Here is a 26,964-nt window from a genome sequence, read left to right as displayed (position 1 = left end):
CAAATATAATGAAATATGTACCAAAAGTTATAAATAGTAAAAATAAATAACATTAAATATCATTTTTGGTGTGATAATATTTTCTTTAAATGATATTAAAGGTTATATTTGTAGTATAATAATAACATAAAACATCATAAATATGAAAGTAAGCAAATATAACAAGTCGGAGATAATGAGAAATGCACATAGTTTCTATAAATCCAATAAATCATTTGGATGGTCTTTCTCCCGGTCTTTGTCACTAGCATGGAACAATGCAAAGCAAGCTATCATAAATACAGAGGTTGAGGCTAGAAACGAAGCGATCCGGGCAATGTGGAAAGCTCAGGCAGAGGCAAAGAGAATGGCAGATAACGAAGCGGAAAGAATAAGATTTGAAGCAAGCGGAATGGATTTACATACATATACAATGACTAACTATTACAGTGAAAGGCGTTATTATGGAGATTAAAAGTACCTTCTTAGTTTTGAACACATTTAGGAATCATAAAATAATAGATCATGTCAATAGAGATAAGGAATGCAAGCACAGTGAATAATAATGGGCCCATAAGTATGCCCCAAAGTGCAATAACTATTTCATCTTTATATTACGAGCTCAAAGAGCAAAGAGCTTTAGAGATTGAATCGAAAAATAAAGAAATAAATCGCTTACGAGAAATGATAGGCTATTTGCAAGGAGTGTTATTTAAGAATGGGATAGATGTTAATACCCATTTAAGTGTAAAATGTTTTAAGTAGCATTAAAAGCTGTTTATCTGTCAGGTAGTACACTTTTAGTACACTTTTAAAAAATAAACAAGCCTCAAAATCAATCGATTATGAGGCTTGCTTAGTACCCAGAGCCGGGATCGAACCGGCATGGAAGTGAATCCACTGGTGTTTGAGACCAGCGCGTCTACCAATTCCGCCATCTGGGCTTGTGCCTAGTGCGGTGCAAAAGTACACATATTTTTCATATATCAAAAGATCAAGTATAACTTTTTTGAAAAAGAATCGTATAATTTTATTTCGCTATTGTCCCTAATCGTTTTGTTTGTATATTAGTATGATATAACTTTGTATAAATTTTTAAAACAAACATGGATAACAAGAACAATTATTGCGTGATCATGGGTGGTGGCATTGGCAGCCGTTTTTGGCCCTTTAGCCGCGAAGCCCGTCCAAAGCAGTTCCTTGATTTCTTTGGAACAGGACGTTCTCTTTTGCAGATGACTGTAGACCGGTTTAAAAGAATCCTTCCTCTTGAGAACATATTTATAGTCACCAATTATGAATACGCTCAGATGGTACAAGAAGAACTGCCTGAGTTGAAACCCAATCAGATATTGTTAGAGCCAATGCGACGCAATACAGCCCCATGTATTGCTTTTGCGACTTACCATATCAACTCTTTTAATCCTGAAGCAAATATTGTAGTTGCTCCTTCCGATCACTTGATTCTGAAAGAGGATGAATTCCTTTCTATTATTCAGAACGCTTATAAGTTTGTATCTAAACACAATACGTTATTGACACTCGGCATTAAGCCTAGTCGCCCCGAAACAGGCTATGGATACATACAAATGAGCGAAGAGAAACTGGACGGAGTGAATAAGGTAAAAGTCTTTACCGAAAAACCTAATTTGGAGCTGGCCAAGGTCTTCTTCGAAAGCGGAGAGTTCCTGTGGAATTCAGGTATCTTTATCTGGAATAACAAAACCATCTTAAGCGCACTTCGTGAATATCTTCCTGAGATAACTTCTCGTTTCGACCGTGGTATCGATGCCTTTGGCACAGAAAAAGAAAAAGCCTTCATTGATGAGAATTTTCCATTTTGCCCGAATATATCAATAGATTATGGCATAATGGAAAAAGCTACAAATGTATATGTACAGGCAGCAGATTTCGGATGGTCTGATTTAGGAACTTGGGGATCACTTTACGAAATATCGGAAAAAGATAATGATGCCAATGCGTCGCTCATTGCCAACACTATATTTTTTGATAGTGCCGAAAATGTTGTGACATTGCCTGCCGGCAAATTAGCGGTTATACAAGGCTTAGAGGGCTATATTGTAGCCGAAGCCGACGGCGTGCTGCTGATTTGCAAGAAGTCGGAAGAACAGCGTATCAAGCAGTTCGTCGCTGACGTAAAACTAAAATACGGAGAAAAATATATATAACAATCAAATAAATATATGTCAAAAGAACTTTTGCCAAACCTTCCATACCTTGTAGCAGATATCAATCTGGCAGACTTTGGGAGAAAAGAAATAGAAATAGCAGAGCATGAAATGCCGGGATTAATGGCACTTCGCAAGAAATATGGAGCAACAAAACCGCTGAAAGGTGCTCGTATCATGGGTTCGTTACACATGACCGTGCAGACAGCAGTACTTATCGAAACCCTGAAAGAATTAGGAGCCGATATACGTTGGGCTAGTTGCAATATTTTCTCTACCCAAGACCATGCGGCAGCAGCTATTGCAGCAGCCGGGATACCCGTATTTGCATGGAAGGGAGAAACCCTTGAAGAATATTGGTGGTGTACAGAGCAAGCCTTAGCTTTCCCTGAAGGGAAAGGCCCAAACCTGATAGTAGACGATGGCGGCGATGCTACACTGCTTATCCACTGGGGATATAAAGCCGAAGAAAATGCTGACTTTCTGAATAAAAAAGCTTCGAGCCACGAAGAGCAAGTAATACTCGACACCCTGTCTCGTATTCTTAAGGATGACAACAATCGCTGGCACCGCACAGTTGCCGATTGGAAAGGAGTATCCGAAGAGACAACAACAGGCGTACACAGGTTGTATCAAATGATGGAGCGAGGCGAACTACTTGTTCCGGCTATTAATGTAAACGACTCGGTAACCAAGTCTAAGTTTGATAACCTCTATGGTTGTCGCGAATCATTAGCCGATGGTATCAAGAGAGCTACCGACGTGATGATTGCCGGTAAGGTAGTGGTTGTTGCAGGATATGGAGATGTAGGCAAGGGCTGTGCTCACTCTATGCGTTCGTACGGAGCTCGTGTCATAGTCACTGAGATAGACCCGATATGCGCCTTGCAGGCAGCAATGGAAGGCTTTGAAGTGACAACGATGGAAGAGGCCGTGAAAGAAGGGAATATCTTTGTTACAACAACAGGCAACAAGGATATTATAACTATAGAGCACATGTCTCGCATGAAAGATCAGGCTATAGTATGTAACATAGGACACTTTGACAATGAAATCCAGGTGGACAAGCTTGTAAACTACCCTAGCATTAAGCATGTAAACATTAAGCCGCAGGTAGATAAATATACATTCCCTGATGAGCATTCTATATTCCTTTTAGCCGAAGGTCGTTTAGTGAATTTAGGTTGTGCCACCGGTCACCCTTCATTCGTGATGAGTAACTCATTCACAAACCAGACCTTAGCTCAATTGGAGCTATGGGTACGCGACTATGAAGTAAACGTTTATCGTTTGCCGAAACATTTGGATGAAGAAGTTGCACGCCTACACCTTGAACAAATTGGAGTGAAGTTGACCAAGCTGACTGAGGCACAAGCCGAATATCTTGGGGTTCCTGTAGAAGGTCCGTACAAACCTGAACATTACAGATACTAAGATATCATCTATCAATATAAACGGGCTTTAACCATAAAGCCCGTTTTTTTTTGCAATATGTGATACGGTATTAGCGCTCGCTTCCTTATTCAAAAAGTGACAAAGGTGACAAAAGTGACAGGTTCCAATCTGTTCTTTATGTCACCTTTTTTAGTTTCTGATTACCACTCTTAATCTTACTTTTATTTCAAAGATCACTTTTAATTAGATAATTGTTATTTAGAAAAGTAATATAAACAAAAAGAGTTCCGCTGTCTAGCGGAACTCTTTTGTATAATATATAATAAAGATCTATTATTTCTGTCCTTTCAATATATTAGCTTCATCAATATATTTGTCTGCTTCAATAGCTAAAGGAGAATTCATATATTGATTCTTTATAATTGAAAACACCTCAATTACTTTATCGTAATTTCCTTGATTACGATATATAAGACCTGCTTTTTTGTATAACATAGGGCTTTGAGAAGCATTATCTACACCTTTAGCAGCCTTGATATAATATGAAACAGCCTCATCTGATTTTCCCAGGTTATCCAAGCAGTCGCCGATTGCACCATTCGCCAGTTGTGATATTATTTTATCACTACCGCTATAGTCTTTCAGGTATTCAAGACCTTTCTCGTAGTTACCCATATTTGCATAACAGATTCCGGCATATAGTTTAGACAGTTTTCCGGCTTTAGTAGAACCATAATCACTTATGATTGACTCAAATCCTACATATCCGTTTTTATCTCCAAAAACAGCTAATGAATCTTGTCCGGCTCTGAAGTACTGTTCACCTCTGAACATTGCCACCTGAGCTTCGGTAGTTTTTGGTCCTACAATAAAATAGTTGTATGCAAGAAATGCACTAACGACCACAACTATAGCACCAATACCTATTAGTAATTGTTTTTGGTATTTTTCAATGAAACGTTCTGATTCTGCAACTGCTGTTCCAATACGTTCCCAGTCTTTTTCTTCACGCAATTCAGCTTGTTTCTTTTTAGACATTTTTAATCTGTTATAAATATTTATATTATTCTGTTTATTTCAAATTTAGCAGCGACAAAAATAGCTGTTTTATCCTTATAAATAAAATCCTTAACTATATTTTTTTTATTCGGTATAAAATTTAATGAGTTGTTCGAGTGCCTTTTGACATGCAGGACAAAAATCTTTGCAAGTATTTGTCTTCATTCTACAGTCAACAGCAGGACGATATATCCCTTTGGACGAATAGCCTCCTCCTTCAAAAACCCCTATCGGATATTTATCTGCCAACTTAGCATCAGTAGGAATCGGAGTGTCTTTTACCAATAAGCTTTTCCATTTCACATTGAAATCAACAAGCGTTGTTATATTTGGTTCCCAAGGTTCTACACCAAAAGGGTAGCTATCGCTAAATGTATCATTTTCATAGTAGTATTCATCGGCCAATCCACCAAAGCTATGACCAAATTCATGAACAACAACAGGCTTGAAGTCTGCATGCCCCGTCGTGGTCAATGTATAGGCATTAAAAATACCACCACCGCCATATACATCAGTATTTGCTAATATAATGATATGAGCATAAGGTATTCCTGCAATTGCATCGTGTACATCCTTTACATTCGTAGTAGTCAGATAACGATCAGAATAAAAGGTATCGAAATGGGAATGAAAAGCCGTTTCATTCCATTTGCCTTTACGAGGAACGCTTACACCAGAGTCTTTCGATTCTGTTTCTACAGCAATAAAGTTGAACTTATCTTGCATACGATTAAATGGGCTATGTGCTAAAATCTGTTCGCATGCCATTTTTGCATTTTGCCTAAATTTGTCCATTTCAGAAGACGTATAACCTTCTGCCAAAATAACGACATTGAGGCATTTATCTACAGGTCCACCTTGATGTATAACGGTATAAGCCGGGATATTTTTCAATCCTTTTTTCCTTATTAGGATATCGTCAGGAGTGACAGTATGCCTAAGAGCGGTTTTGTACGAACCGTCTTTTTCTCGCAAACTTACCTCTATATCAACCTTATCTTTTGGGTATGGTAATAAGAATGTATTTTCGAAACTTTTTCTTACTGTAGCAGCTTCCGGGACAGTCAGCCATTCCTGAAATAACGAACTGAAGGATTCAAGATAAATACATTTTCCGGTTCTATGATCCGTCATTTTGATTTGCCCGTTTCCTTGCCTTCCCAGTTCTGCAAGATGGAGACGGCGTCCTGCCCATTGGGGCAATTGGTTCAATTGTTCGAGAGAAACGGTTTGAGAGACATTGTCTCCTGTAAATATATAATCGACACGCAACGTTTTGTTTTCAAAGTATTCTTCAAAGTTTTGAGAATATCCCCCCAGTGCAAGAAGGAAAAGTGATAGGGTTAACAGAAAATATTTCATGAAAAGCTTCGTTTTAGAATAGAACAAAGATAAAAAATTAATCACAATATTTAAGGATAAAGTTTCTTTCAATTCAATTTGATTCTTAGGATGGAAGATGAAAATTTATACTTTTTTTGATTTTTCATATTATGCTTTCTTATATAATTGATTAGCTTTGCATCCGAATACACTATATAGTTAGAGGTCTCTACATGAGGAAAATTCAGTTGTTGACGTATACGTTTCTGCTTATTCTTTTTTCTGTGCCTTTTTGGGGTGCACAAATTTCTCGTATAGAGTCACGTATAGCACATCTCGACAACCCTCAAGACTCATTGCCTACCGACTCTGCATCACCTCGGGTTCGTTTAAGTCGAGACCCGGTTCGTAAGACTCAGAATGATTCTATACAGATGCGTGGAGACTCTCTTCCGTCCGACTCTATAAAGAAAAAGAAAGCTGTTTTGGACGCTGTAGTAGACTATACAGCCAATGACTCTATAGTTCTTACAGCAGGAAATTGGGGGTATCTATATGGCGAAAGCGTTGTGAAATACACCGATATTTCACTCAAAGGAGAAAAGATATGGATGAACATGGATAGTAGCCTTGTTTACGCCACATACGGTCTCGATTCTGTAGGAAAAGAATTTGGATTCCCTGTATTTACTGATGGAGGAACAGACTACGAATCAAAAACAATGAAATATAACTTTAAAACAAAGAAAGGTTATATTACAAATGTGATTACCACTCAAGGAGAAGGATATATTGTAGCAAGCAGAGCAAAAAAGAACGACGACAATTCGTTTTTCATGAGAGAGGGAAAATATACCACTTGCGACGATCACGAACACCCTCACTTTTACTTGGCACTGACAAAAGCCAAGGTGAGACCTAAAAAGAACGTCGTAACAGGCCCTGCATATCTTGTCATTGAAGATCTACCTCTTCCTATCGGTTTACCGTTTGGATTTTTCCCATTTTCTGAAAAGTATTCTTCGGGGGTTATTATGCCATCTTATGGAGATGAGCTCGCCCGAGGATTTAACTTAAGAGACGGAGGTTATTACTTTGCGATCAATGATAATATCGATTTAGCTGTGACCGGAGAAATATATACCAAGGGTTCGTGGGGAATCAATGCCCGCTCATCATACAGAAAAAGGTATAAGTATTCGGGGGGATTTGATGTAGGATATCTAGTTACCAAACTCGGAGAAAAGGGAATAGATTACTCTTTGGCAAAAGACCTAAAAATCAACTGGACACACAGCCAAGACCCTAAGTCGAATATGTTTAGAACGTTATCGGCAAGTGTACAGTTTTCTACCAGTTCATACGACCGTAATGATCTGAATACAGCTTATACTCCTGTAGGAACGAGTAATACAAAAAGTTCAAATGTAACTCTTACCCAGAAAATACCTAATTCTCCTTGGAGTTTCTCTGCTAATATTAGTGCAGCACAACGGACACAAGACTCAACAATATCTCTTACCTTGCCTAACGTTACAGTTACTATGAGCCGCATAACTCCGTTTAAGAGGAAGGATGCTGTAGGCGCAGAAAAATGGTACGAGAAGATACAATTGAGTTATACGGGAGATTTAAGAAATAGTATTACGACAAAAGAAAACAAACTATTTCAGTCCAACTTGCAAAAAGACTGGAATAATGCAATGAAACATACAATCCCTGTGTCTGCCACTTTCAGTGCGTTAAACTACCTAAATATCACTCCGTCTTTCAACTATACCGAGCGATGGTATACAAGCAAAATAGAAAAACGATGGGATACTGATCAACGCCGCATGATAGCTGAAGACACAACCTATTCATTCAACCGCGTTTATGATTTCAATTTCTCTCTTGGTTTTCAAACCAAGCTGTATGGAATGTTCACTCCTATATTTTCAAAGAACACTCAGATCCGCCATGTGTTCACCCCTAGCATAAGCCTAAGTTATGCTCCGGATTTCAGTAGTCAAAAATTCGGATTTTATGAGAAGTTATATTACTATGATTCGGAAGGAAATTGGAGAGATACAGGAAATAAATATTCTCCATATGAACAAGGTATGTTTGGTGTACCAAGCCCAGGAGCCCAAGGAATGATCAATTTCAGCTTCGACAACAATATTGAAATGAAATACAGAGACTCTAACGACTCTATAAAGAAGATCAGTCTGATTGATAATCTCGGGATTAATTTCAGTCACAACATGATGGCCAAAGAGTTCAAATGGAGTGATATTAACATGGGACTTCGACTGAAATTCAGCAAATCGTTTACTGTAAATCTGAATGCAGCATTCGATCCATACCTCTATAGAGCTGAAACAAACGATGCAGGAGAAGTAACCAGTTTGAGAAGGGTGAACGAACTTCGTATTTCAAATGGGAAAGGGTTTGGACGATTGAAAAGTACAGGATATTCCATATCACCATCCATTAATCAGGATACATTCAAAAAATGGTTTGGAGGCGGCGATGACAAGGATAAGGATTCTAAAAAGAAGGAAGATGAATCCACACAGAGTGAGAATAATTTAGCCGCACCCGGAGAAGAAGAAGAACGTAAAAGCTTGATGGAGACAAAGAAAGATGATAACCAGTATGATGAAGATGGTTATGTAAAAAATGAGATCAAGTGGAATTTGGGGATCAGCTTCTCAATGAATTACAATACGAATAAACTACCTAAGCAAGCAGCTCGAAACGATTATGCAGAATATAGAGGTACGCTAACTAAAGCCCTCAGCTTGAACGGAAATATACAACCGACCAAAAATTGGAGTTTCAATTTCAATGCCAGTTATGACTTCGATGCCGGTAAAATAGCATACATGAGTTGTAATCTTACTCGCAACCTACACTGTTGGTCTATCTCGGCAAGTTTCAACCCTGTGGGTCAATACAAATCATATTATGTATCGTTACGTGCAAGTTCTTCAATGCTCCAGGATTTGAAATACGAGCAACGCGGACGAGCTTCCAGCTATGATCCTAATTGGGATTAATATGTTTTATAATACTTTGAGCTATGCAAAGTATTATCAGTATTTGTCTTTTACTAAACCTATAAATATCACCAAAGATGAAAAAAATCATTTTCAGTTCTCTATTAATGATATCTCTTCTTTTTATCTTAGGCGCATGCAGTTCGGCAGACAAGCATTTCCTTAAAGATAAAGAGTATAGGGAACAAGTACACCAACAGTTTATGAAACGCAAAGACCTTGCGGCAGGACGTAACGAACAATTGTTTTCTGTTTTAGATAAACAAGACCTCACTCTGGAACAACGTGAGGCTTTAGAATTCCTATACGCTTATATGCCTCTTTCGGATCTGGCAGATTATGATGCGGATTTTTTTCTTGGTCAAGTAGATGCAGCATTCAAAGCTCGTGATTACTTCGATTGGGGTAAAAAAATACCGGATGATATATTCCGCCATTTTGTATTGGTCTATCGTGTAAATAATGAAAACCTAGATACTGCCCGACAAGTGTTCTTCGATGAACTCAAAGATAGAGTAAAAGGGCTGACAATGGAAAAAGCAGTATTGGAAGTAAACCATTGGTGTCACGAAAAAGTAACTTACCGAGGAACAGACGGACGCACATCAGCTCCTCTGGCTTTAGCTAAAACATCTTGGGGACGCTGTGGCGAAGAATCGACTTTCACTACCGCTGCTCTTCGTGCTGTAGGTATTCCTGCCCGCCAGTGTTACACGCCACGCTGGGTACACACCGACGACAATCACGCATGGGTAGAAGCATGGGTAGATGGCAAATGGCATTATATAGGAGCTTGCGAACCAGAACCAGAATTGGATGTAGCATGGTTCTCTGCTCCGGTAAAACGAGCCATGATGGTACACACAAATGTTTTTGGTCTGTACAATGGACCTGAGGAAAAGAATGTACAAACAGACCTCTATTCGATTATCAATCTACTTGGTAATTATACAAACACACGCGATGTAAAAGTAAAAATAGTAGACGAAGCCGGCAAACCTGTAGAAGGTGCAACCGTAAAATTTAAAGTGTACAATTATGCTGAGTTTTACCCTATCGCAACGACCACTACTAAAACGAATGGAACAGCTTCTATAATCTCGGGTATGGGAGACATATTTGTTTGGGCAAATAAGGGCGATATATATGGATATGCTAAATCTACTCCTGAATCGGGAGAAGTGACAGTTACGTTGAACAATAAACCCGGGAAAGGCTTAGATGAAACCATTGTAATGGAAGCTCCGGCAGAACAAGCCATAAAAGAGTTAGCACCCGAAAAGATTGCAGAAAATGCGAAGCGTCTGGCACACGAAGACTCGATACGCAATGCATATATGGCAACATTTATAAGAGAATCGGATGCTAAGAAATTTGCAGAAAAAAATAAGCTAAACCCTGATAAGACTTGGAATATTTTATCCAAATCGCAAGGAAACTGGCAGGAAATATCCTCTTTCATGGAGGCTAAAAAAGATAATCCATATCTGAATACTTTCTTGTTATCTCTATCCGATAAAGATTTACGAGATACTCCGGCTGCATACCTGTTAGATCACCTAACTATCGGACAAGATGCGACACAAAAGAAACTAGCAGAAGACAGCCCTCTGGTAGGTAGTATCTATTCTCCAAGAATATCACAAGAATTGATTCGTCCGTGGCGAAGCTTCTTCAAAAAAGCATTAACGGAAGATTTTGTAAACAAATCGAGAAATGATATTAATGAAGTAATAAACTTTGTTCTTGAAAATATAAAAATAGATGAAGAACAAAATTATTTCAAATGTCCGATCTCACCTCAAGGCGTATATGAATTGAAAGTTTCAGATAAGCCATCAAGGGATATATTATTTGTTGCTCTTTGTCGCTCTATGGATATCCCTGCACGTATTGATCGTGCAACAGGACGCCCTCAATATCTGAAGGGGGAAACTGCATGGACTGACGTATTCTTTGATAAGCAAGCCGAAGAACAGCCAAAGGCTACTATTCAGTTTACAAATGCAAAGGATAATATTGTGAAGCCGGGTTATTATACTCATTTCACAATTGCCCGATACGACAATGGTGACTTTGTTACTCTCGATTATGAAAACAGTATAAAAGATCTACCGACTAAAATAACAGTGGATGCAGGCTACTATCGTTTGATGACAGGCAGTCGTGGAAATGATGGTTCTGTAACGATAAGTACACGCTATTTTGAAGTAAAAGGCAATGAAGCGAAAACATTCGAAATCGAATTGCCGAAAGTAGAAGGTCGCATTCAGGTACAAGGTATCGTAGATCCGAACACAGTTGTCACATTACAAGACGGTAGTAAAAAGTCAATCAAAGAACTAACGAACGGTAAAGGTTTGATGATCTGCTTTGCTGATCCGGACAAAGAACCGACCAAGCATATTCTGCAAGACCTTCCGGCCGTACAACAAGCCATTGAAGAATGGGGCGGAGGAATCTTGTTTGCTATTCCTGACGACAAGCTAAGTAAAGCGTTTGATGCTTCTGTCTTTAAAGGTCTACCTAAGCAATCATTATGGATGACTGATCATAACAGGACTCTGTTAAATACAGTTGCGGGAGCTTTGCAAATCGAATTCTCAAACAACTTCCCGCTTACAGTATATATCTCTACCAATGGAGGAATTTTGTATTCTTCACAAGGTTACCGCATTGGAATCGGAGAGAATATAATTAAGACAATAGAATTGGAGAAAGGAACAAAATAACAGTTGAAATATAAAATACAAAAAATGGCAGATCAGATGATCTGCCATTTTTGTTATTTATAGTAACAGCTTACTTTTTTGTATGCTCTGTAATTATTTTCACAAGGTCTTCTTTAGATACCAAACCTCTCAAGCGAGTAATCTCCTTTCCATCTTTGTATACAACAATAGTAGGCAATACCTCAATCCCTTTATCTATTGAGAATTTCTTGTAGTTGTCAACATTCATTTTCGCAACCTTTACCGATCCTTTGTATTCTTTAGCTACACTTTCGAGAATAGGAGCCATTCGGCGACATGGACCACACCACGGAGCCCAGAAGTCAACAAACACTAATCCTGTTCCGGTCTCTTTTTCATAATTAGAGGAGGTAAGCGTTACAATAGGAGTATCAATATTTGTAGTAGTGTTATTATTACCAAACACACTATTGCTTCCCAACAAGATCGCTAAAGTCATAAGGACTATGCCGAGTATTGGAAAAGTTATTTTACGTCTCATTATTAATAGTTTTATATGATTTTGGGCAAATATAATAGTTCTTATCTATTAAAATGTTCTTGTTATAACTATTTATACATTTTTCGGTATGATATATATTAAATTCAACTATTTTTGCATCAGAAAGGTATATAATACGGAATGAATCACGAACCTCAAATACTAGATTTAGATAAAGTACTTGCCGAGAAAGCTCCCAAGATTTATAATAAGGTCCCACGTTTTGCAATAAACTACCTCAAGCGAAAAATCCATTTAGATGAACTCAACGAAATACTTACGATCTATGCAGATAAGTATGGAGTGGATTTTATGCAGGCGGTTGTAGGATATTTTAATCTTACATTAGAAACCTCGGGGCTAGAAAATATTCAGGATGACAGAAAGTATATATTTGTATCAAACCACCCTTTAGGCGGACTCGATGGCATCTGCTTATCTGCGGTTATTGGAGAACGATTCGATAAAAAAATAAAATACGTAGTAAACGATGTTTTATACTTTATTAAGAATCTGCAACCTATTTTTCTTCCGGTCAATAAATATGGACGTCAGTCGAAACAAGCGACCACAAGCCTAAATGAAGCCTATGAATCGGACAACCAAATCATTACCTTCCCTGCGGGCTTATGTTCCAGACAAGAGAATGGCAAGATTCATGATTTGGATTGGAAGAAAAATTTTATTCTGAAAGCTGTAGAATCAAGGAGGGATGTAGTTCCTGTGCACTTTGAGGGCAAAAATTCAAATTTCTTTTATAGATTTGCAAATATAAGAAAGCGTTTGGGCATAAAATTTAATATTGAGTTGATCCTATTGCCTGACGAAATGTTTAAGAATAAAAATAAAAGTTTTTCCATTACATTTGGTGAACCTATACCATATACATTCTTTGACAATTCAAAGAGTGCTATGCAATGGGCGCAGTATGTAAAGGAAAAGTCATATAATTTGGCAAAAACAAACAAGCAATAAATGGAAACTGTTATCGCACCGATAAATAAGGATTTATTGAGAGCCGAACTGACGAAAGATAAATTTCTCAGGTATACAAATAAGGCTAACAATGAGATCTATATTGTCACACATCATAATTCGCCGAATGTGATGCTGGAGATAGGCCGTCTGCGTGAGATAGCATTCCGGTATTATGGCGGAGGAACAGGAAAGTCTGTAGATATAGACGAGTACGACAAAATGGATAATCCATATAAGCAATTAATAGTATGGAATCCTGAAGCAGGAGAAATAATCGGTGGATATCGCTTTATATGCGGACCTGATATTTGCTTCGATGAGAATGGTGAACCCATATTGGCTACATCGCATTTGTTCCATTTCTCCGAAAGGTTTATTAAGGAATATCTCCCTTATACATTCGAGCTTGGACGTTCGTTTTTTACGCTCGAATATCAATCAACACTAGCCGGCTCGAGAGGTATCTTCGCATTAGATAATCTTTGGGATGGATTAGGTGCCCTATCTGTGGCAGACCCTTCCATGAAGTATTTTTTTGGGAAGGTAACAATGTACGACACATACAATACACAAGCCCGGGATATGATTCTGTATTTTCTGAATAAGTATTTCCCTGATCCCGAAAAACTTGTATGGCCAAAGCAAGCCTTAACGATAGAGACCGAAAAGAGCAAGCTGAGAAGGCTATTTGATGGAGAGTCGTTCAAGTCTGACTATCGAATATTAAATACTTCCGTTCGCAAATTAGATCTTAATATTCCTCCACTTGTAAATGCTTACATGAGTCTTTCCCCTCAAATGAAAGTCTTTGGAACGGCAGTAAACGACACTTTTGGCAATGTAGAGGAAACAGGAATCCTCATCAATGTAGATGAGATATTAGAAGAAAAGAAAAAAAGACATATTGAGTCCTACTTAAAAGATAAACCTTCGAAACGTTTTTTGAAGAGACTTCGACAAATGATAAACTGGAGTTGGACAAAATACGAAGACAGGCCTAAACCGAAGAAAAGAAAAAATGAAGGCTTTTTTACAATCTCCCGTAGGATTAATCGAGATAAGAGAAACTGACGGTTATATTTCATCGGTAAGGATTATTCACCAAGAAGGGGAGGAAAAAGCCGACTCTTCACCACTTTTGAATAATGCAATAAAACAGTTGAAAGAATATTTCTCCGGAGAACGTAAAGTTTTTGACTTACCCCTGAAACAAAACGGTACACCGTTTCAGCAAAAAGCATGGGAATACCTGAGCACAATCCCTTACGGCAAGACCGTCTCCTATAAAGATGAAGCTATCGCTATAGGCTCACCCAAAGGATGTAGAGCTGTAGGGGCTGCAAACGGAAAAAATAATCTAGCCATTATAGTCCCTTGCCACCGTGTGGTAAATGAAGGAGGAGGACTGGGCGGCTATGCATATGGAACAGATATAAAGCGCCTTCTTCTTGAACTCGAAAATTATTATAACTTCATGTAAATGCTGAATCTTTCTCGATATAACATAATACTAGCATCCTATTCTCCTCGCAGAAAAGAACTTCTGAGTGGATTAAACATTCCTTATGAAGTAAATACACTGCCAAATATCGATGAGTCGTATCCAGACAATCTTATAGGAGAAGATATTGCGATCTATATCGCGAAAGAAAAGGCAAATGCTTATCTCGATCAACTGGATGACAATACATTATTGATAACAGCAGATACAATTGTTCTGCTTGATGGAAAAGTTTATGGTAAACCTTCCGATGATACAGATGCTAAACAGATGCTACGCGATCTTTCCGGAAAAACGCATCAGGTAATTACAGGTGTGTCAATCACGACGAAAGAAAAACAAGAATCGTTTGGTGTATCGTCCGAAGTTCGCTTCGCAAAACTAGAAGACGATGAAATTGAGTATTACGTTTCCAACTATAAGCCTTTCGACAAAGCCGGAGCATACGGTGTGCAGGAATGGATAGGCTATATCGCAGTGGAGTATATCTCAGGATCGTATTTTAATATAATGGGATTGCCGATACAAAGATTATATAGGGAACTGAAAAAGTTTTGAACTATATAAAATAAAAAAGACGGTTTGGAACCGTCTTTTCTTATAATAAATACCAAACTAATGCTCTGAACAATATTCTTTAATGAGGGTTGATTCCGCTAATTGCAGCCTTCTTCAAAGCCCAGGCCACAGCATTGAGTTCCAAAGCTGAATTGTATATATATTGATTCCACGCCGCTCCCGGGCCATAGTTTTTTGACAATGGTAACCCTTGGCTGTTATATCTTGACGGGTAAGCACTTGTGCTATTATCAGTTGTGGAAGAACCCACACTATCTCCAAAATAAAGGAAATTCTTGCTGTCGTTGTACCATACGATCGAACATTCCGGATTTTGTAATATTTTGGATGCCGAGCGTGCTGTACAAATTTGCACCGATTTAGGAGGCAGCTGAGTCATTATCACTGAGCCTGTTGTTGCATTGTCTTCACCCCAATGTCTGGCTGAAAGATTCCCAAACGGGCCATTAATAACAGGGTCATTAGGTAGGTTTGATATCGGATACACATCATCATCCCCTTGTCCTCCGGTTTGAACGATAGCCGGACTTATACCAAATAATCCGTTCATCAGCGTATTCACATCCGTGACAGTCCCATCGGCAGATCCATAAACTACACAGCCCCCTTTATTGATGTAATCCTTTAACGCCGTAGTGAGAGCTACCGTAGGGGTAGCACCGTAGGCAAAATACAATACAACATCAGGCATAACCCTTCCTACACCATAACCGTTTTCAAGATAGCTCGTAGCTGTACCAACTGCTGATGTGCCCCATAATTGTGTAAAACTTTTTATTCTTACGATTCCGTTAGGACCAAAACTGATACCGCCATTGGTCAAAGCCTGGCTTCTGGCAGTAGAATTCCAAGAATAAGTACTTCCCGAACCTATAACGGCATAAGTCATAGCCGGGAGGGTTAAAGGGATGGTTGTATTACATGTGTTATTTCCCTGTGGTGTATTTGCATTAATCGTTATCGGAAAATCAGAATTGACGGTAGGTGTACCCGAGCCAACAAGCGTGACTGTATGTGTACCGGGAGTAAAATTTCCACTGGCAGAAAAACGGATACCATTTGTCAAAGGAGTATTTATATTGTATGAACCCACAGTAGTGACGGTTACATTGAGTGTTATTGTATTTGAAGCTGTTAAAGGAGTTCCTTTAATGTATTGCCCTTTAACCTCTACACTAGAGCAATTCAGTGAATAATCGGCTACTTTCGAATTCACTTCTATTTGAGGTTCACAACCTAGTGCGAAGATTACACCAGTGAAAATAAGCTTATCTATTTGTGCATTAATAGGAGTACCTTGGCATGGAAGCTCTACTGTCATCCAGCCCTCACTCATTGCGACACCCGAGATATAAAAACTGTAACCATTTCCTGTAGTTGCACTAATAGAAAAAGCTCCTGTCTTTTTTACATTCAGATGTATTGCCAGATAGTTTGTAGAATTGGGAGCCGTTCCCTGCACATAGACCCCATTAATCTCTATGTCTGAACAACTCAGAGGATCGAATATTGCATTTCCCATCTTATCTTGGAAATTATTCCACTGTTGTCCATCCCACTGATTTAGTCCCGGATATAAATCCTTTTCATTATCGTCAGTCAGATTGTACACATACAAGCCCCGGTGTTCTATCTTTGCAGCTTTATAGTCTGCGGCGGTCGTATCTCCGGCATAAAAAGGTAATAATTGATACTTATTTTCCAACCGAACCCTTGGCAACATAAAGCCCCCCTTCTTGGCTGTGATGTCTCCGGGAGTCGAGTTACTTTTTTCTAAATCCTTAACTTGAAGAGTTGCATATTGTTCAGATTTCTCGCCCACACCTATTGTCACCTGAGCGTTTGTAATTTGAGAAAAGCCTAATATCAGGAAAATGAATAACACCATGCGATAGGTTATTATCCCCCTGTACTTTTGTTTAAAGTTTGATTGTTTCATGTAGTTTAATTTTAATTTGTATTTGATACTATTCATATATCGTTATTCCCTGCTTGTCTTTTAAGTTTGCTTTTTTATATTGATAAATGATTTGGAAAATTGTTATCTTGTTTTAAAGCTATCAGCCAAACGAGTCCAATAGACACAATATTCTTACGCATGTAAATTTGATTACACTATGATTTATAGTTGCAAATATTATATGATTAAGTAAATAAATTTGGAGATGTATAATTTTGTAAAAACAGGATCTTATCCTAGCATCTGTAAAACATAAAGACCAACGACTTACGGTATCTAGAAGTAAAACAGCAAAATACCGTAAGCCTTGTATCAGTAGTCCTAATTATTTAAAGATTCTTTGAGAAGCAATTTATATTTTTAAGAATATCAGCATTATCTATCGAAATATTAATATGTTGATCCCTTTTACCCCACACTGCCTTCAAGACTGATCTGCAATAGTTTTTGCGCTTCAACAGCAAATTCCATCGGAAGATTTTGCATCACCTCTTTAGCATAGCCATTTACGATAAGCCCTACAGCTTCTTCGGTACCTATACCACGCTGATTACAATAAAGAATCTGATCTTCACTAATTTTAGAAGTAGTAGCCTCATGTTCAATGATAGCTCCCGGATTCGCTATATCTGAATAAGGGAATGTATGTGCACCACACTTATCACCAAGCAATAAACTGTCACATTGGGAATGATTGCGCGCACCTTCTGCCTTTGGTGAAACTTTAACCAAGCCTCTATATATATTTTGACTAAGTCCTGCTGATATTCCTTTAGATACGATACGGCTCTTTGTGTTTTTGCCGAGGTGTATCATCTTAGTACCTGTATCAGCCTGCTGATAATGGTTGGTTACCGCAACAGAATAAAACTCACCGATAGAGTCATCTCCGGCAAGGATACATGATGGGTATTTCCATGTAATAGCAGAACCGGTCTCTACTTGTGTCCAAGAGATCTTAGAACCCTTTCCTTTACATATACCACGCTTAGTAACGAAGTTATAAATTCCTCCCTTACCATCTTTATCTCCCGGGTACCAGTTCTGTACAGTCGAATATTTCACTTCTGCATAGTCGAGAGCTATGATTTCTACAATAGCAGCGTGCAACTGATTTTCGTCACGCATAGGAGCAGTACAACCCTCAAGGTAGCTAACGTATGAGTTATCTTCGGCAACGATCAATGTACGCTCAAACTGCCCTGTATTAGCCGCATTGATACGGAAATATGTAGACAACTCCATCGGGCAACGTACACCTTTAGGAATATACACAAAAGAACCGTCGCTGAATACGGCAGAGTTAAGTGCTGCGAAGAAATTATCTCTATATGGAACTACAGACCCAAGGTATTTTTTCACCAATTCGGGGTGCTCTTGCACGGCTTCACTGAAAGCACAAAATATAATACCCTTTTCGGCCAACACTTCCTTAAATGTAGTTTTTACGGAAACACTATCTACAACTGCATCCACAGCCATAGTTTGCACACCGGCTAATATTTCGCGTTCATGAAGCGGAACTCCGAGTTTATCAAATGTTTTCAACAATTCAGGGTCTACCTCATCGAGGCTTTTAGGCCCGTCTTTTTTCTTTGGAGCTGCATAGTAACTGATGCTCTGATAATCGATCTCCGGAATTTCCAGATGCGCCCATTCCGGCGTCTTCATTGTAAGCCAATGACGATATGCTTTAAGTCGGTATTCGAGCAACCAGTCCGGCTCATTTTTTTTCGCTGAAATCAGACGTACAACATCTTCGTTGAGTCCGATCGGAATAACCTCAGTTTCAATATCCGTTACAAAACCGTATTTGTAATCTCCGGTGGTAACGTCTTCTAAAATTTTATCTTGAGTTTCTTGCATGATTAATTTTATTTTAGCGAATAGCGGTAGGCTATAGGCTGTTAAAGTCAATTATTGGTTGTAAGCAGAATGCTTATTGCCAGTTTGCAAAGATATTACATTCTATTCATAAATTATACATATATAAATATTTTGCATCACTGATAGAACACATAGAACGGGCTTTTGTTTAGTTTTTTCCTTTTTATAACAGTAGGACTAACCGGTACAACATAAATAGTCGGCTCTCCTGATATCCCATCAGAAGAGCCGACACGCTTCAAATCCAAATTGATCTTAATAGTGTTATGAATTTTTAAGAACGTTTATAATATTCCCTTGTCTGAATCTGAGTTCTCCAAGCTCTTTTTCCCTGCTTCATGTTTTCTACCGAACGATACGTTCCATGAAAAGCGCAAATAAAGCATGTGACCGTTCTCTTTTATATACGACCATGAAGTCGATGGCTTAATATTGGACACGTTACGACTTCCTGCACTCCAGTAATCCTTAAACGGATATGACATCCCAAGCGAAAGTTGCGCTTCTTTGTACTTATATCCGGCTTCTATATAGTTCCAGTCTTCACCATACCAGATAGTTTCGCCCCACAACTCTTTATATCTGGTATACATCCCCATTGTCAATAAACAGTTTTTATATATAAGGTTTGAACGAGCTCCGCCATGCATAAAATTGTGTACATGTGTATTACCATAATTGGACTTAAATATATCCCGATGCACTCCAAACCACCCGGTAACAGTCCATATATCTTTAATAAGCCTCAAAGTAACATCTCCATTTAAGAATAAGTAATGTTCTCCCTTATGATTATCCGAAAAGCTTATCACTTTATTCCCTTCTATACTAAATGCGTCTACTATAAGCTTATCAAAATACATATAACCGATAACTGTACTTATATCAAATATTCCTTTATTGTAACTTAAAGTCAATCTGTTGTTATAGAGATTATATGGTTTTAGGTTAGGATTTCCCCTACTTATCTGATAAGTATCGGTTTGTTGTTCCACTCCACTTAGTTGTCCCAAGGAAGGAGTCCGTGTATTCACTATAAATGAATATTTCAACGAAAAATTATCATTTAATGGATAACTAAGTTGAACGGAAGGGCGGAAGGTATAATAGGTAGCATCCTTCTTACCTTCTTTGAAAAACAGACGAGTTCCACCTATGCCGATAGTGTAGCCTAACTTTTTAGCTATTTTACCCTGTATCTGAGCATACAAATAAGATTCAGCGTTCTTCATTTTAGTAATAGTATTTGCTCCGCCCTCATACGTATTATCAGCAAAACCTTGTGTATGTTTTATACCCGAGGAGAAGGATAGATTTTCGAACTGCTTTTCATATACTGCTTCACCGATAAGAGAGTATTTATTACCGTCTATTTTATTAAAAATATCGGAAAGCACTTCGCCATCTTCAGTTTCTTTGTATCTACGGTCACTATTGGAACCGATGTATGTCCCCACCAGATTTACAGCAAGTGATTGCTTATTCTTCAATTCTCGTTTGAAGTATATATCAAGTACAGGAGTATATTCATTCCCTTTATTTCTTGAAGAGGAAAGTGTCTTATTTAGACTATTGGAATATAATATATTTTGTGCACTTTGATTTTTATAATTATAGAACTGATTCTTAAACAGCACATTAAACACATACTTATCAGGAGACGTAAGATTGTATGATAGATTCAAATATTGATATTGATAATCCATAGGAGCATAAATACCTTTCTGTTCTCTGGTGATCGGATTGTTCGGAAAATTCAGAGTCTCTGTTTGATCAGACCACCGTTTGTCATAGCTTCTATAATTGATAAAATAATTGAGTCCGAATTCTGAGGCTTTATAATTTGTCTTGAAAGTTAGATTATCATTTCCAAACCCTACATATGGAGAATTCCGTCCGTCAGCAAACACATAACCTCCATAATTTTTCTGTCGGTCAACGATCAGATTTAATACAGCACCCACATTCTCATTTCCAAAACGCACTCCGGGATCTTCAAAAAACTCGACACGAAGAATGTCTTGTGATCTTAAAGCTGCAACTTCTTGTACAGAAGCCCTGACTCCATTGATGCGGAGTTGAACTTCTTGGTTACTAATTTTTATAGTCCTGTTTACAGCATCTATATTCAATCGGGGTATTGCCATATTGCTAAGCAAGTCGAATGCACTCACAGATGTTTTTACCTGCATAGAGTCGGGCATAAGTATTTGACGATCTATTTTATTTATTATCCGATTCCCTGTTACAACGACTTCTCCAAGTGCTTTCGCATCTTCCTGTATTTCTATATCACCTAAATCGATATGCGTTGTAAGATTATTAATCTTGATAAATGTTGTACGATAGCCCATGTAAGAGGCCTTGAGGATGTAATCTTGTTTTTGAAACTGCCCCGCAATCAAGAACAAACCGGTAGTGTCTGTTTGAGATCCGGTGATATATGTGGAATCGACTTTAAGCAATACTGTTGTAGCAAACTCAATAGGCTGTTTTGTTTTCAGATCTACAATACGCCCTTTTATATCTATCGCACTTACCGAGATGCTGACGATAATAAGTAAAAGTAAGGATAATATAGCTTTCATTCTTTTTGTTTAATTATTTATACTATTTTACACGAAATGAAAAGCCATAGTGTTACAACAGATTTCCTTTAATTTGAAAATATTGTCATTTTCGATCTTTTTGATTTCTATATAATTTTAATACCCAGCGATTTTTACATATAAAAAAAATGGCTGTGATGTTTCCTCACAGCCATTATATATATCAGAAGTTGTTAATTAACTTTTAAAGTTAATAGCAGCCTGTGCTGCCGCTAGGCGTGCAATTGGAACACGATATGGTGAGCAGCTCACATAGTTCAATCCTACACAATGGCAGAATTCGATAGAAGATGGTTCACCGCCATGCTCACCACAAATACCGACTTTCATTCCCGGACGGGTTTGACGGCCTTTAGTCACAGCAGATTGTACAAGTTGTCCGACACCTTCCCTATCTATAGCCTGGAATGGATCTATTTTTAGAATACCTTTCTCTAGGTAAATAGGTAAGAATTTACCCACATCGTCTCGTGAGAACCCAAATGTCATCTGAGTGAGGTCGTTTGTTCCCAAAGAGAAGAATTCAGCAGATTCGGCGAGTTTATCAGCTGTAATAGCGGCACGAGGCGTTTCCACCATTGTTCCTACTTCAAAATCGATTCTATCTCCTAGTTCGGCAAATACCTTTTCAGCAGTACTGCGAATGATGTCTTCCTGGAATTTCATTTCAGTCAACGACGTAGTCAATGGCACCATGATTTCAGGATGTGTTTTTATTCCTTTTTTCTTCAGTTTCAGAGCAGCTTGCAGAATTGCTCTTGTCTGCATTTCAGTAATTTCAGGATAAGTATTTGCAAGACGACAACCACGGTGTCCGAGCATCGGATTCATTTCTTGCAATGATGAAATCTTTTGTTTTATCTTACTTTCAGAAATTTGCATTGCCTCTACCATTTCCTCCAAACCCTTCATATCATGAGGCAAGAATTCATGCAACGGTGGGTCCAGTAAACGAACTGTTACAGGAAGTCCTTCCATAGCTGCGAATATGCCTTCAAAGTCTTCTTGCTGGAGAGGAAGCAGCTTTTTTAATGCTTTTTTACGTTCTTCTACATTGTCTGCCAAAATCATTTCACGCATGGCAATGATCTTATCTCCTTCGAAGAACATGTGCTCTGTACGGCATAAACCAATTCCTACAGCTCCAAAGTTGTGGGCAACAGAAGCATCGTGTGGAGTATCGGCATTCGCTCTCACTTTCAGGCGGGAATATTTGTCTGTAAGCTTCATCATTTCGGCAAAGTCAGCACTCAATTCGGCGTCTTTTGTTCCTACCTTACCATCATAGACTTCTCCTGTAGAGCCATTGATAGAGATCCAATCACCTTCACGATACTCACGATCATCAATCATCAGAGAACGTCTCTTATAATTGATACGGAGATCAGACACACCGGACACGCAACATTTACCCATACCACGAGCAACAACGGCAGCGTGAGACGTCATCCCTCCGCGAGCCGTAAGGATACCTTCGGCAACAGCCATACCCTTTAGATCTTCGGCGGCAGTTTCTATTCTGACAAGGATAACTTTTTTATTCTTATGATGACTTGTTTGCCATTCAGCATCATCGGCAAAGAAAACGATTTGTCCTGTGGCTGCACCCGGAGACGCAGGAAGTCCCTTAGCAATAACTGTAGCAGCTTTTAACGCCTTAGGCTCGAATACAGGATGAAGCAATTCATCTATCTTCTGAGGTTCAACACGCAACAAAGCTTCTTCTTCGGATATCGNNAACCTTCGTTCAACATATCCATGGCGATTTTTACGGCAGCAGCACCTGTTCGTTTTCCACTACGTGTCTGAAGCAACCATAGCTTGTTGTCTTGTATTGTAAACTCAAGGTCTTGCATGTCTTTATAATGCAATTCAAGCTTTTTCTGAATTTCATTCAGACTCTTGTAAGCTTCAGGCATTACTTCCTCCAGAGACAATCCTCTTTGCTTTCTTTCTTCTTCAGTGATGCCCTGTTGTCTTGCCCAGTCATAAGAACCCTGTAAGGTAATCTGTTGAGGAGTACGTGTACCGGCAACCACATCTTCACCTTGTGCATTGATAAGGAACTCACCATTAAACCGGGCTTCTCCTGTAGCAGCATTACGAGTAAATGCTACTCCCGAACCGGAGTTATCATTCATATTACCGAATACCATTGCCTGCACATTAACAGCGGTACCCCACTCGGCTGGAATATTATTCAGTTTGCGATAAAAGATAGCACGTTCGTTCATCCAGCTTTCAAATACAGCCATGATGGCATTCCAAAGTTGTACCCATGGATCTGTTGGAAAGTCTTGTCCGGTCTTTTCTTTTATTATTTTTTTGAAACGTACAACAAGCTCCTTCAAATCTTCTGTTCCAAATTCTGAATCTTGTTTTATACCTTTCTTTTCTTTCAGTTCATCTATAATTTCTTCAAAAACATCTTCATCATCCTTTTCTACAGGTTTCAAACCCATTACCACATCACCGTACATTTGTATGAAACGACGATATGAATCCCAAGCAAAGCGAGGAGTCTGTGTCTTACGCGCAATGGCTTCTACGGCTTTTTCGTTTAATCCTAGGTTTAAGATTGTATCCATCATCCCCGGCATGGAAGCTCTTGCTCCCGAACGAACCGAAACGAGAAGAGGGTTTTCATCATCACCAAATTTTGGTCCTCCCACAACACGCTCGATATGATGTATTGCTTCTTTCACCTCATTTGTAAGAAGTTTAATAACATTTTCTTTACCTTCCTTGTAAAATAAATTGCACACTTCTGTAGTGATTGTAAATCCCGGAGGCACAGGTATCCCCATTAGACTCATTTCTGCCAAATTAGCACCTTTTCCTCCTAGTAACTCCTTCATTTTCGCGTTTCCCTCGGTAACTGTACCGCCAAAGACATAAACAGACTTTCCACTCATACTGTAACGATTTTAAAAGGTTAGATAATAGTATTTAACATGTTCATGATATTCGTATAGTGCAAAAATCGACTGACTATCTGTTACAATCAATCGATTTCAATATTATGAAAAAATAACCGGATAACAAAGTATTTTAGAGTAATTTAATATGGTTATAAAACATAATAATCCCGACAAGACACCTTGCCGGGATTACATGAAAATATTATTTTTTGTAAGCGAAACCTCGCTTTTTAACAAATATACACTATCCTATAACATGCATTGCATCCAACACTAATTTTAGAAGGAATAATACTGCAATGACGTACACTGTAACAGATACATCTTTTGATTTTCCGCAAAAAACTTTGATAAACGCAAAGCTTAACATACCGAAAACAATACCTTCTGCTATACTGTATGTAAAAGGCATAAACACGATGGTAAGGAATGCCGGCAAGCCTTCGCTCATGTCGCTGAAATTGATCTTAGCAACAGACGAAATCATAAACAAACCAACAATAATCAAAGCCGGTGAAGTTGCAGCAGCGGGAACCATCAGGAATAATGGTGCAAAAAATAGAGCTAAGATGAAAAACAACGCTGTACTTACAGAGGTAAGTCCGGTACGACCGCCCGATGCTACACCCGATGCACTTTCTACATACGCAGTAACTGTACTTGTACCAAGTATAGAACCCACAGTAGTACCTAGAGCATCAGAGAACAGGGCTTTCTTCATTTGAGGGAAATTTCCGTCTTCATCTGCAAGTCCTGCTTTTGAGACCACACCGATCAATGTTCCTACTGTATCGAATAGGTTTACAAACAACAAGGTGAATACAACGATAACCATGTTGACAGACAAAATATGATCCCACTCAAACTGAGCAAAGATAGGAGCGATAGATGGAGGTGTATCAATCACATTTCCTTCGGGTAATTTAACATCTCCCAAAATAAGACCAAATATAGTTGCTACAACGATCCCTATCAGAATAGAACCATTTACATTTCTTACAAATAGTACAGCTGTAACAAATAGCCCTAAAAAGGCAATCCATATACTGTGTTGAGAAAAATCTCCTAATGCAACCAATGTAGCAGGACTTGACACTACGATTCCTGCGTTTTTCAACCCAATCAGTGTTATAAACAGCCCAATACCGACAGGTATTGCATCCTTCAATACTTTTGGGATACTTTTTACGATTAGTTCACGAACATTGAAGAACGTAAGTAGTATAAATATAATCCCTTCAATAAATACTGCTGTAAGTGCAAATTGCCAAGAATATCCCATTACACCGCATATTGTGAATGCAAAAAATGCGTTCAATCCCATTCCGGGAGCTTGTGCAATTGGCAATTTAGCATATAATGCCATCATAAGGGTGGCGAAAATAGTTGCCAAGGCTGTAGCAGTAAACAACGCATCTTTATCCATCCCTGTAGTAGACAATATACTTGGGTTTACAATCAGGATATAAGACATAGTAAGGAAAGTGATAAGACCCGCAAGAAACTCTTTGCGTATAGTCGTATTATTTTCCGAAAGCTTAAATGTTTTTTCTAGTAAGTTTTTCATATTCTATTAATGATCAAAAGTTCCACTTAGCAGCAATAGTCGGATTTATATATGCTTTATCTTTAGCTATCAAGAAATTATTGCTTATCTCTATTTCGGTACCTAAGGACAAGTTCGAATTAACATTATACCAGAATTGCGGTTCTGTAAGCAGAATTATTCTTTTACCACCTCGGTCTACTCCGTGAACCGGATTTTTATCCTGAGTCCAAACATCAAGGAATCCACATACAGTGAATTTATTATCAAAGAGATTAGCTCCCCATGTTACTGTCCACTGAACATCGTTACTTACTCTCTCAAAAGCATTGTATTTATACACTAAATAAGTTCCAAGATTTACCCCTTTAATATTTGTAGCATAAGATGCTCCGGCTAAGTAGGCATTTGCGATAGAAAAACCAAAGTTGTTAGCATTTCCTACTCCACCATTAAACTCTAAGTGGGCCATGATCGGGCTTTTTCCCAACTTCAGGTCGCGGGCAATTTCAAGGTACATAGTTCCTATATTTCCTCTGCTTTGGTTGAAATCCAAATCGACAAACATGAAAGTAGAACCCCATTTGTCAGGTTTGAACATCTCAAAGGTTGCAGTAAAATAGTTTTTTCCAGAAATCTTGTCTCCATGTAGGGCATGACGTGGATCGAAATGTAACTGAAGATTCTGTGCCGAAACATAGAATGAAGCCATTAATACGATTAATGTGAATAGTACCTTTTTTGCCATATTATTAGAATT

At 38.4% G+C, this 26,964-nt stretch carries 17 protein-coding genes, 1 tRNA gene and 1 pseudogene; 9 read left to right on the top strand and 10 right to left on the bottom strand.

Annotation, left to right across the window (positions count from 1 at the left end; translation table 11 throughout):
• Positions 1-142: 142 nt before the first annotated feature.
• The gene (locus B3P17_RS00250; RefSeq protein ID WP_291102437.1) at positions 143-454 is read left to right on the top strand and encodes a hypothetical protein; all 312 of its coding nucleotides are present in this window, start codon (positions 143-145) and stop codon (positions 452-454) included.
• Between the two features lie 385 nt (positions 455-839).
• On the opposite strand, the gene B3P17_RS00245 is transcribed toward B3P17_RS00250, so the two are convergent.
• Positions 840-923: transfer RNA gene (locus B3P17_RS00245), tRNA-Leu, on the bottom strand.
• 162 nt (positions 924-1,085) lie between these two features.
• Between B3P17_RS00245 and B3P17_RS00240 the strand changes: the two genes are divergently transcribed.
• Together B3P17_RS00240 and ahcY are read left to right on the top strand one after the other, a co-directional pair.
• On the top strand, positions 1,086-2,168 hold the full coding sequence (locus tag B3P17_RS00240; RefSeq protein ID WP_291102434.1) for a mannose-1-phosphate guanylyltransferase: 1,083 nt from the start codon (positions 1,086-1,088) through the stop codon (positions 2,166-2,168).
• A 15-nt stretch (positions 2,169-2,183) separates the two neighbouring features.
• A complete protein-coding gene (ahcY, locus tag B3P17_RS00235; protein ID WP_252637906.1) occupies positions 2,184-3,602 on the top strand; it encodes an adenosylhomocysteinase in 1,419 nt (472 codons plus the stop codon).
• A gap of 294 nt (positions 3,603-3,896) precedes the next feature.
• Here ahcY and B3P17_RS00230 read toward each other — a convergent pair whose 3' ends face one another.
• Both B3P17_RS00230 and B3P17_RS00225 read right to left on the bottom strand, forming a co-directional pair.
• Positions 3,897-4,601, bottom strand: a complete 705-nt coding sequence (locus B3P17_RS00230; protein WP_252637907.1) for a tetratricopeptide repeat protein — start codon at positions 4,599-4,601, stop codon at positions 3,897-3,899.
• 105 nt (positions 4,602-4,706) lie between these two features.
• Positions 4,707-5,984: a M64 family metallopeptidase gene (locus tag B3P17_RS00225; protein ID WP_252637908.1), complete on the bottom strand. Its 1,278-nt coding sequence runs from the start codon at positions 5,982-5,984 to the stop codon at positions 4,707-4,709.
• A gap of 194 nt (positions 5,985-6,178) precedes the next feature.
• On the opposite strand from B3P17_RS00225, the gene B3P17_RS00220 reads away from it, so the two are divergent.
• A complete protein-coding gene (locus B3P17_RS00220) occupies positions 6,179-8,989 on the top strand; it encodes a putative LPS assembly protein LptD (RefSeq protein WP_291102428.1) in 2,811 nt (936 codons plus the stop codon).
• Positions 8,990-9,066: 77 nt separating this feature from the next.
• Complete coding sequence (locus B3P17_RS00215; RefSeq protein ID WP_252637910.1) at positions 9,067-11,721, top strand: transglutaminase domain-containing protein; 2,655 nt, start codon at positions 9,067-9,069, stop codon at positions 11,719-11,721.
• A 70-nt stretch (positions 11,722-11,791) separates the two neighbouring features.
• Here B3P17_RS00215 and trxA read toward each other — a convergent pair whose 3' ends face one another.
• Positions 11,792-12,223: a thioredoxin gene (gene trxA, locus B3P17_RS00210; protein ID WP_252637911.1), complete on the bottom strand. Its 432-nt coding sequence runs from the start codon at positions 12,221-12,223 to the stop codon at positions 11,792-11,794.
• Positions 12,224-12,364: 141 nt separating this feature from the next.
• On the opposite strand from trxA, the gene B3P17_RS00205 reads away from it, so the two are divergent.
• Genes B3P17_RS00205 through B3P17_RS00190 form a run of 4 tightly spaced genes read left to right on the top strand, consistent with a single transcriptional unit; the run spans position 12,365 to position 15,260 of the window.
• On the top strand, positions 12,365-13,198 hold the full coding sequence (locus B3P17_RS00205; protein ID WP_252637912.1) for a 1-acyl-sn-glycerol-3-phosphate acyltransferase: 834 nt from the start codon (positions 12,365-12,367) through the stop codon (positions 13,196-13,198).
• Positions 13,199-14,272, top strand: coding sequence for a GNAT family N-acetyltransferase (locus B3P17_RS00200; protein WP_291102423.1), 1,074 nt, complete (start codon positions 13,199-13,201; stop codon positions 14,270-14,272). It begins immediately after the preceding gene.
• Positions 14,220-14,681: a methylated-DNA--[protein]-cysteine S-methyltransferase gene (locus B3P17_RS00195; protein WP_252637913.1), complete on the top strand. Its 462-nt coding sequence runs from the start codon at positions 14,220-14,222 to the stop codon at positions 14,679-14,681. The genes B3P17_RS00200 and B3P17_RS00195 overlap by 53 nt, the downstream gene beginning before the upstream one ends.
• Complete coding sequence (locus B3P17_RS00190; RefSeq protein ID WP_291102419.1) at positions 14,682-15,260, top strand: Maf-like protein; 579 nt, start codon at positions 14,682-14,684, stop codon at positions 15,258-15,260.
• Positions 15,261-15,339: 79 nt separating this feature from the next.
• On the opposite strand, the gene B3P17_RS00185 is transcribed toward B3P17_RS00190, so the two are convergent.
• From B3P17_RS00185 to B3P17_RS00160, 6 genes and pseudogenes are all read right to left on the bottom strand, one after another.
• Positions 15,340-17,220, bottom strand: a complete 1,881-nt coding sequence (locus B3P17_RS00185) for a hypothetical protein (RefSeq protein WP_291102416.1) — start codon at positions 17,218-17,220, stop codon at positions 15,340-15,342.
• A 429-nt stretch (positions 17,221-17,649) separates the two neighbouring features.
• The gene (sufB, locus tag B3P17_RS00180; protein WP_135105592.1) at positions 17,650-19,107 is read right to left on the bottom strand and encodes a Fe-S cluster assembly protein SufB; all 1,458 of its coding nucleotides are present in this window, start codon (positions 19,105-19,107) and stop codon (positions 17,650-17,652) included.
• A 305-nt stretch (positions 19,108-19,412) separates the two neighbouring features.
• Positions 19,413-21,716 carry an outer membrane beta-barrel protein gene (locus tag B3P17_RS00175; protein ID WP_252637918.1) on the bottom strand — a complete coding sequence of 768 codons (2,304 nt, stop codon included), beginning with the start codon at positions 21,714-21,716 and terminating at the stop codon, positions 19,413-19,415.
• 198 nt (positions 21,717-21,914) lie between these two features.
• Positions 21,915-24,652 (bottom strand): annotated as a pseudogene (gene ppdK / locus B3P17_RS00170) (pyruvate, phosphate dikinase).
• 250 nt (positions 24,653-24,902) lie between these two features.
• Positions 24,903-26,225, bottom strand: a complete 1,323-nt coding sequence (locus B3P17_RS00165; protein WP_252637920.1) for an NCS2 family permease — start codon at positions 26,223-26,225, stop codon at positions 24,903-24,905.
• A gap of 13 nt (positions 26,226-26,238) precedes the next feature.
• Positions 26,239-26,952 carry a DUF5020 family protein gene (locus B3P17_RS00160; protein ID WP_252637922.1) on the bottom strand — a complete coding sequence of 238 codons (714 nt, stop codon included), beginning with the start codon at positions 26,950-26,952 and terminating at the stop codon, positions 26,239-26,241.
• Between the last annotated feature and the right edge of the window lie 12 nt (positions 26,953-26,964).

It is taken from the genome of Dysgonomonas sp. UBA7630, assembly GCF_002483985.1.
In the GTDB taxonomy this organism is placed as follows: domain Bacteria; phylum Bacteroidota; class Bacteroidia; order Bacteroidales; family Dysgonomonadaceae; genus Dysgonomonas.
This window is presented reverse-complemented; position numbering and strand designations above follow the sequence as displayed.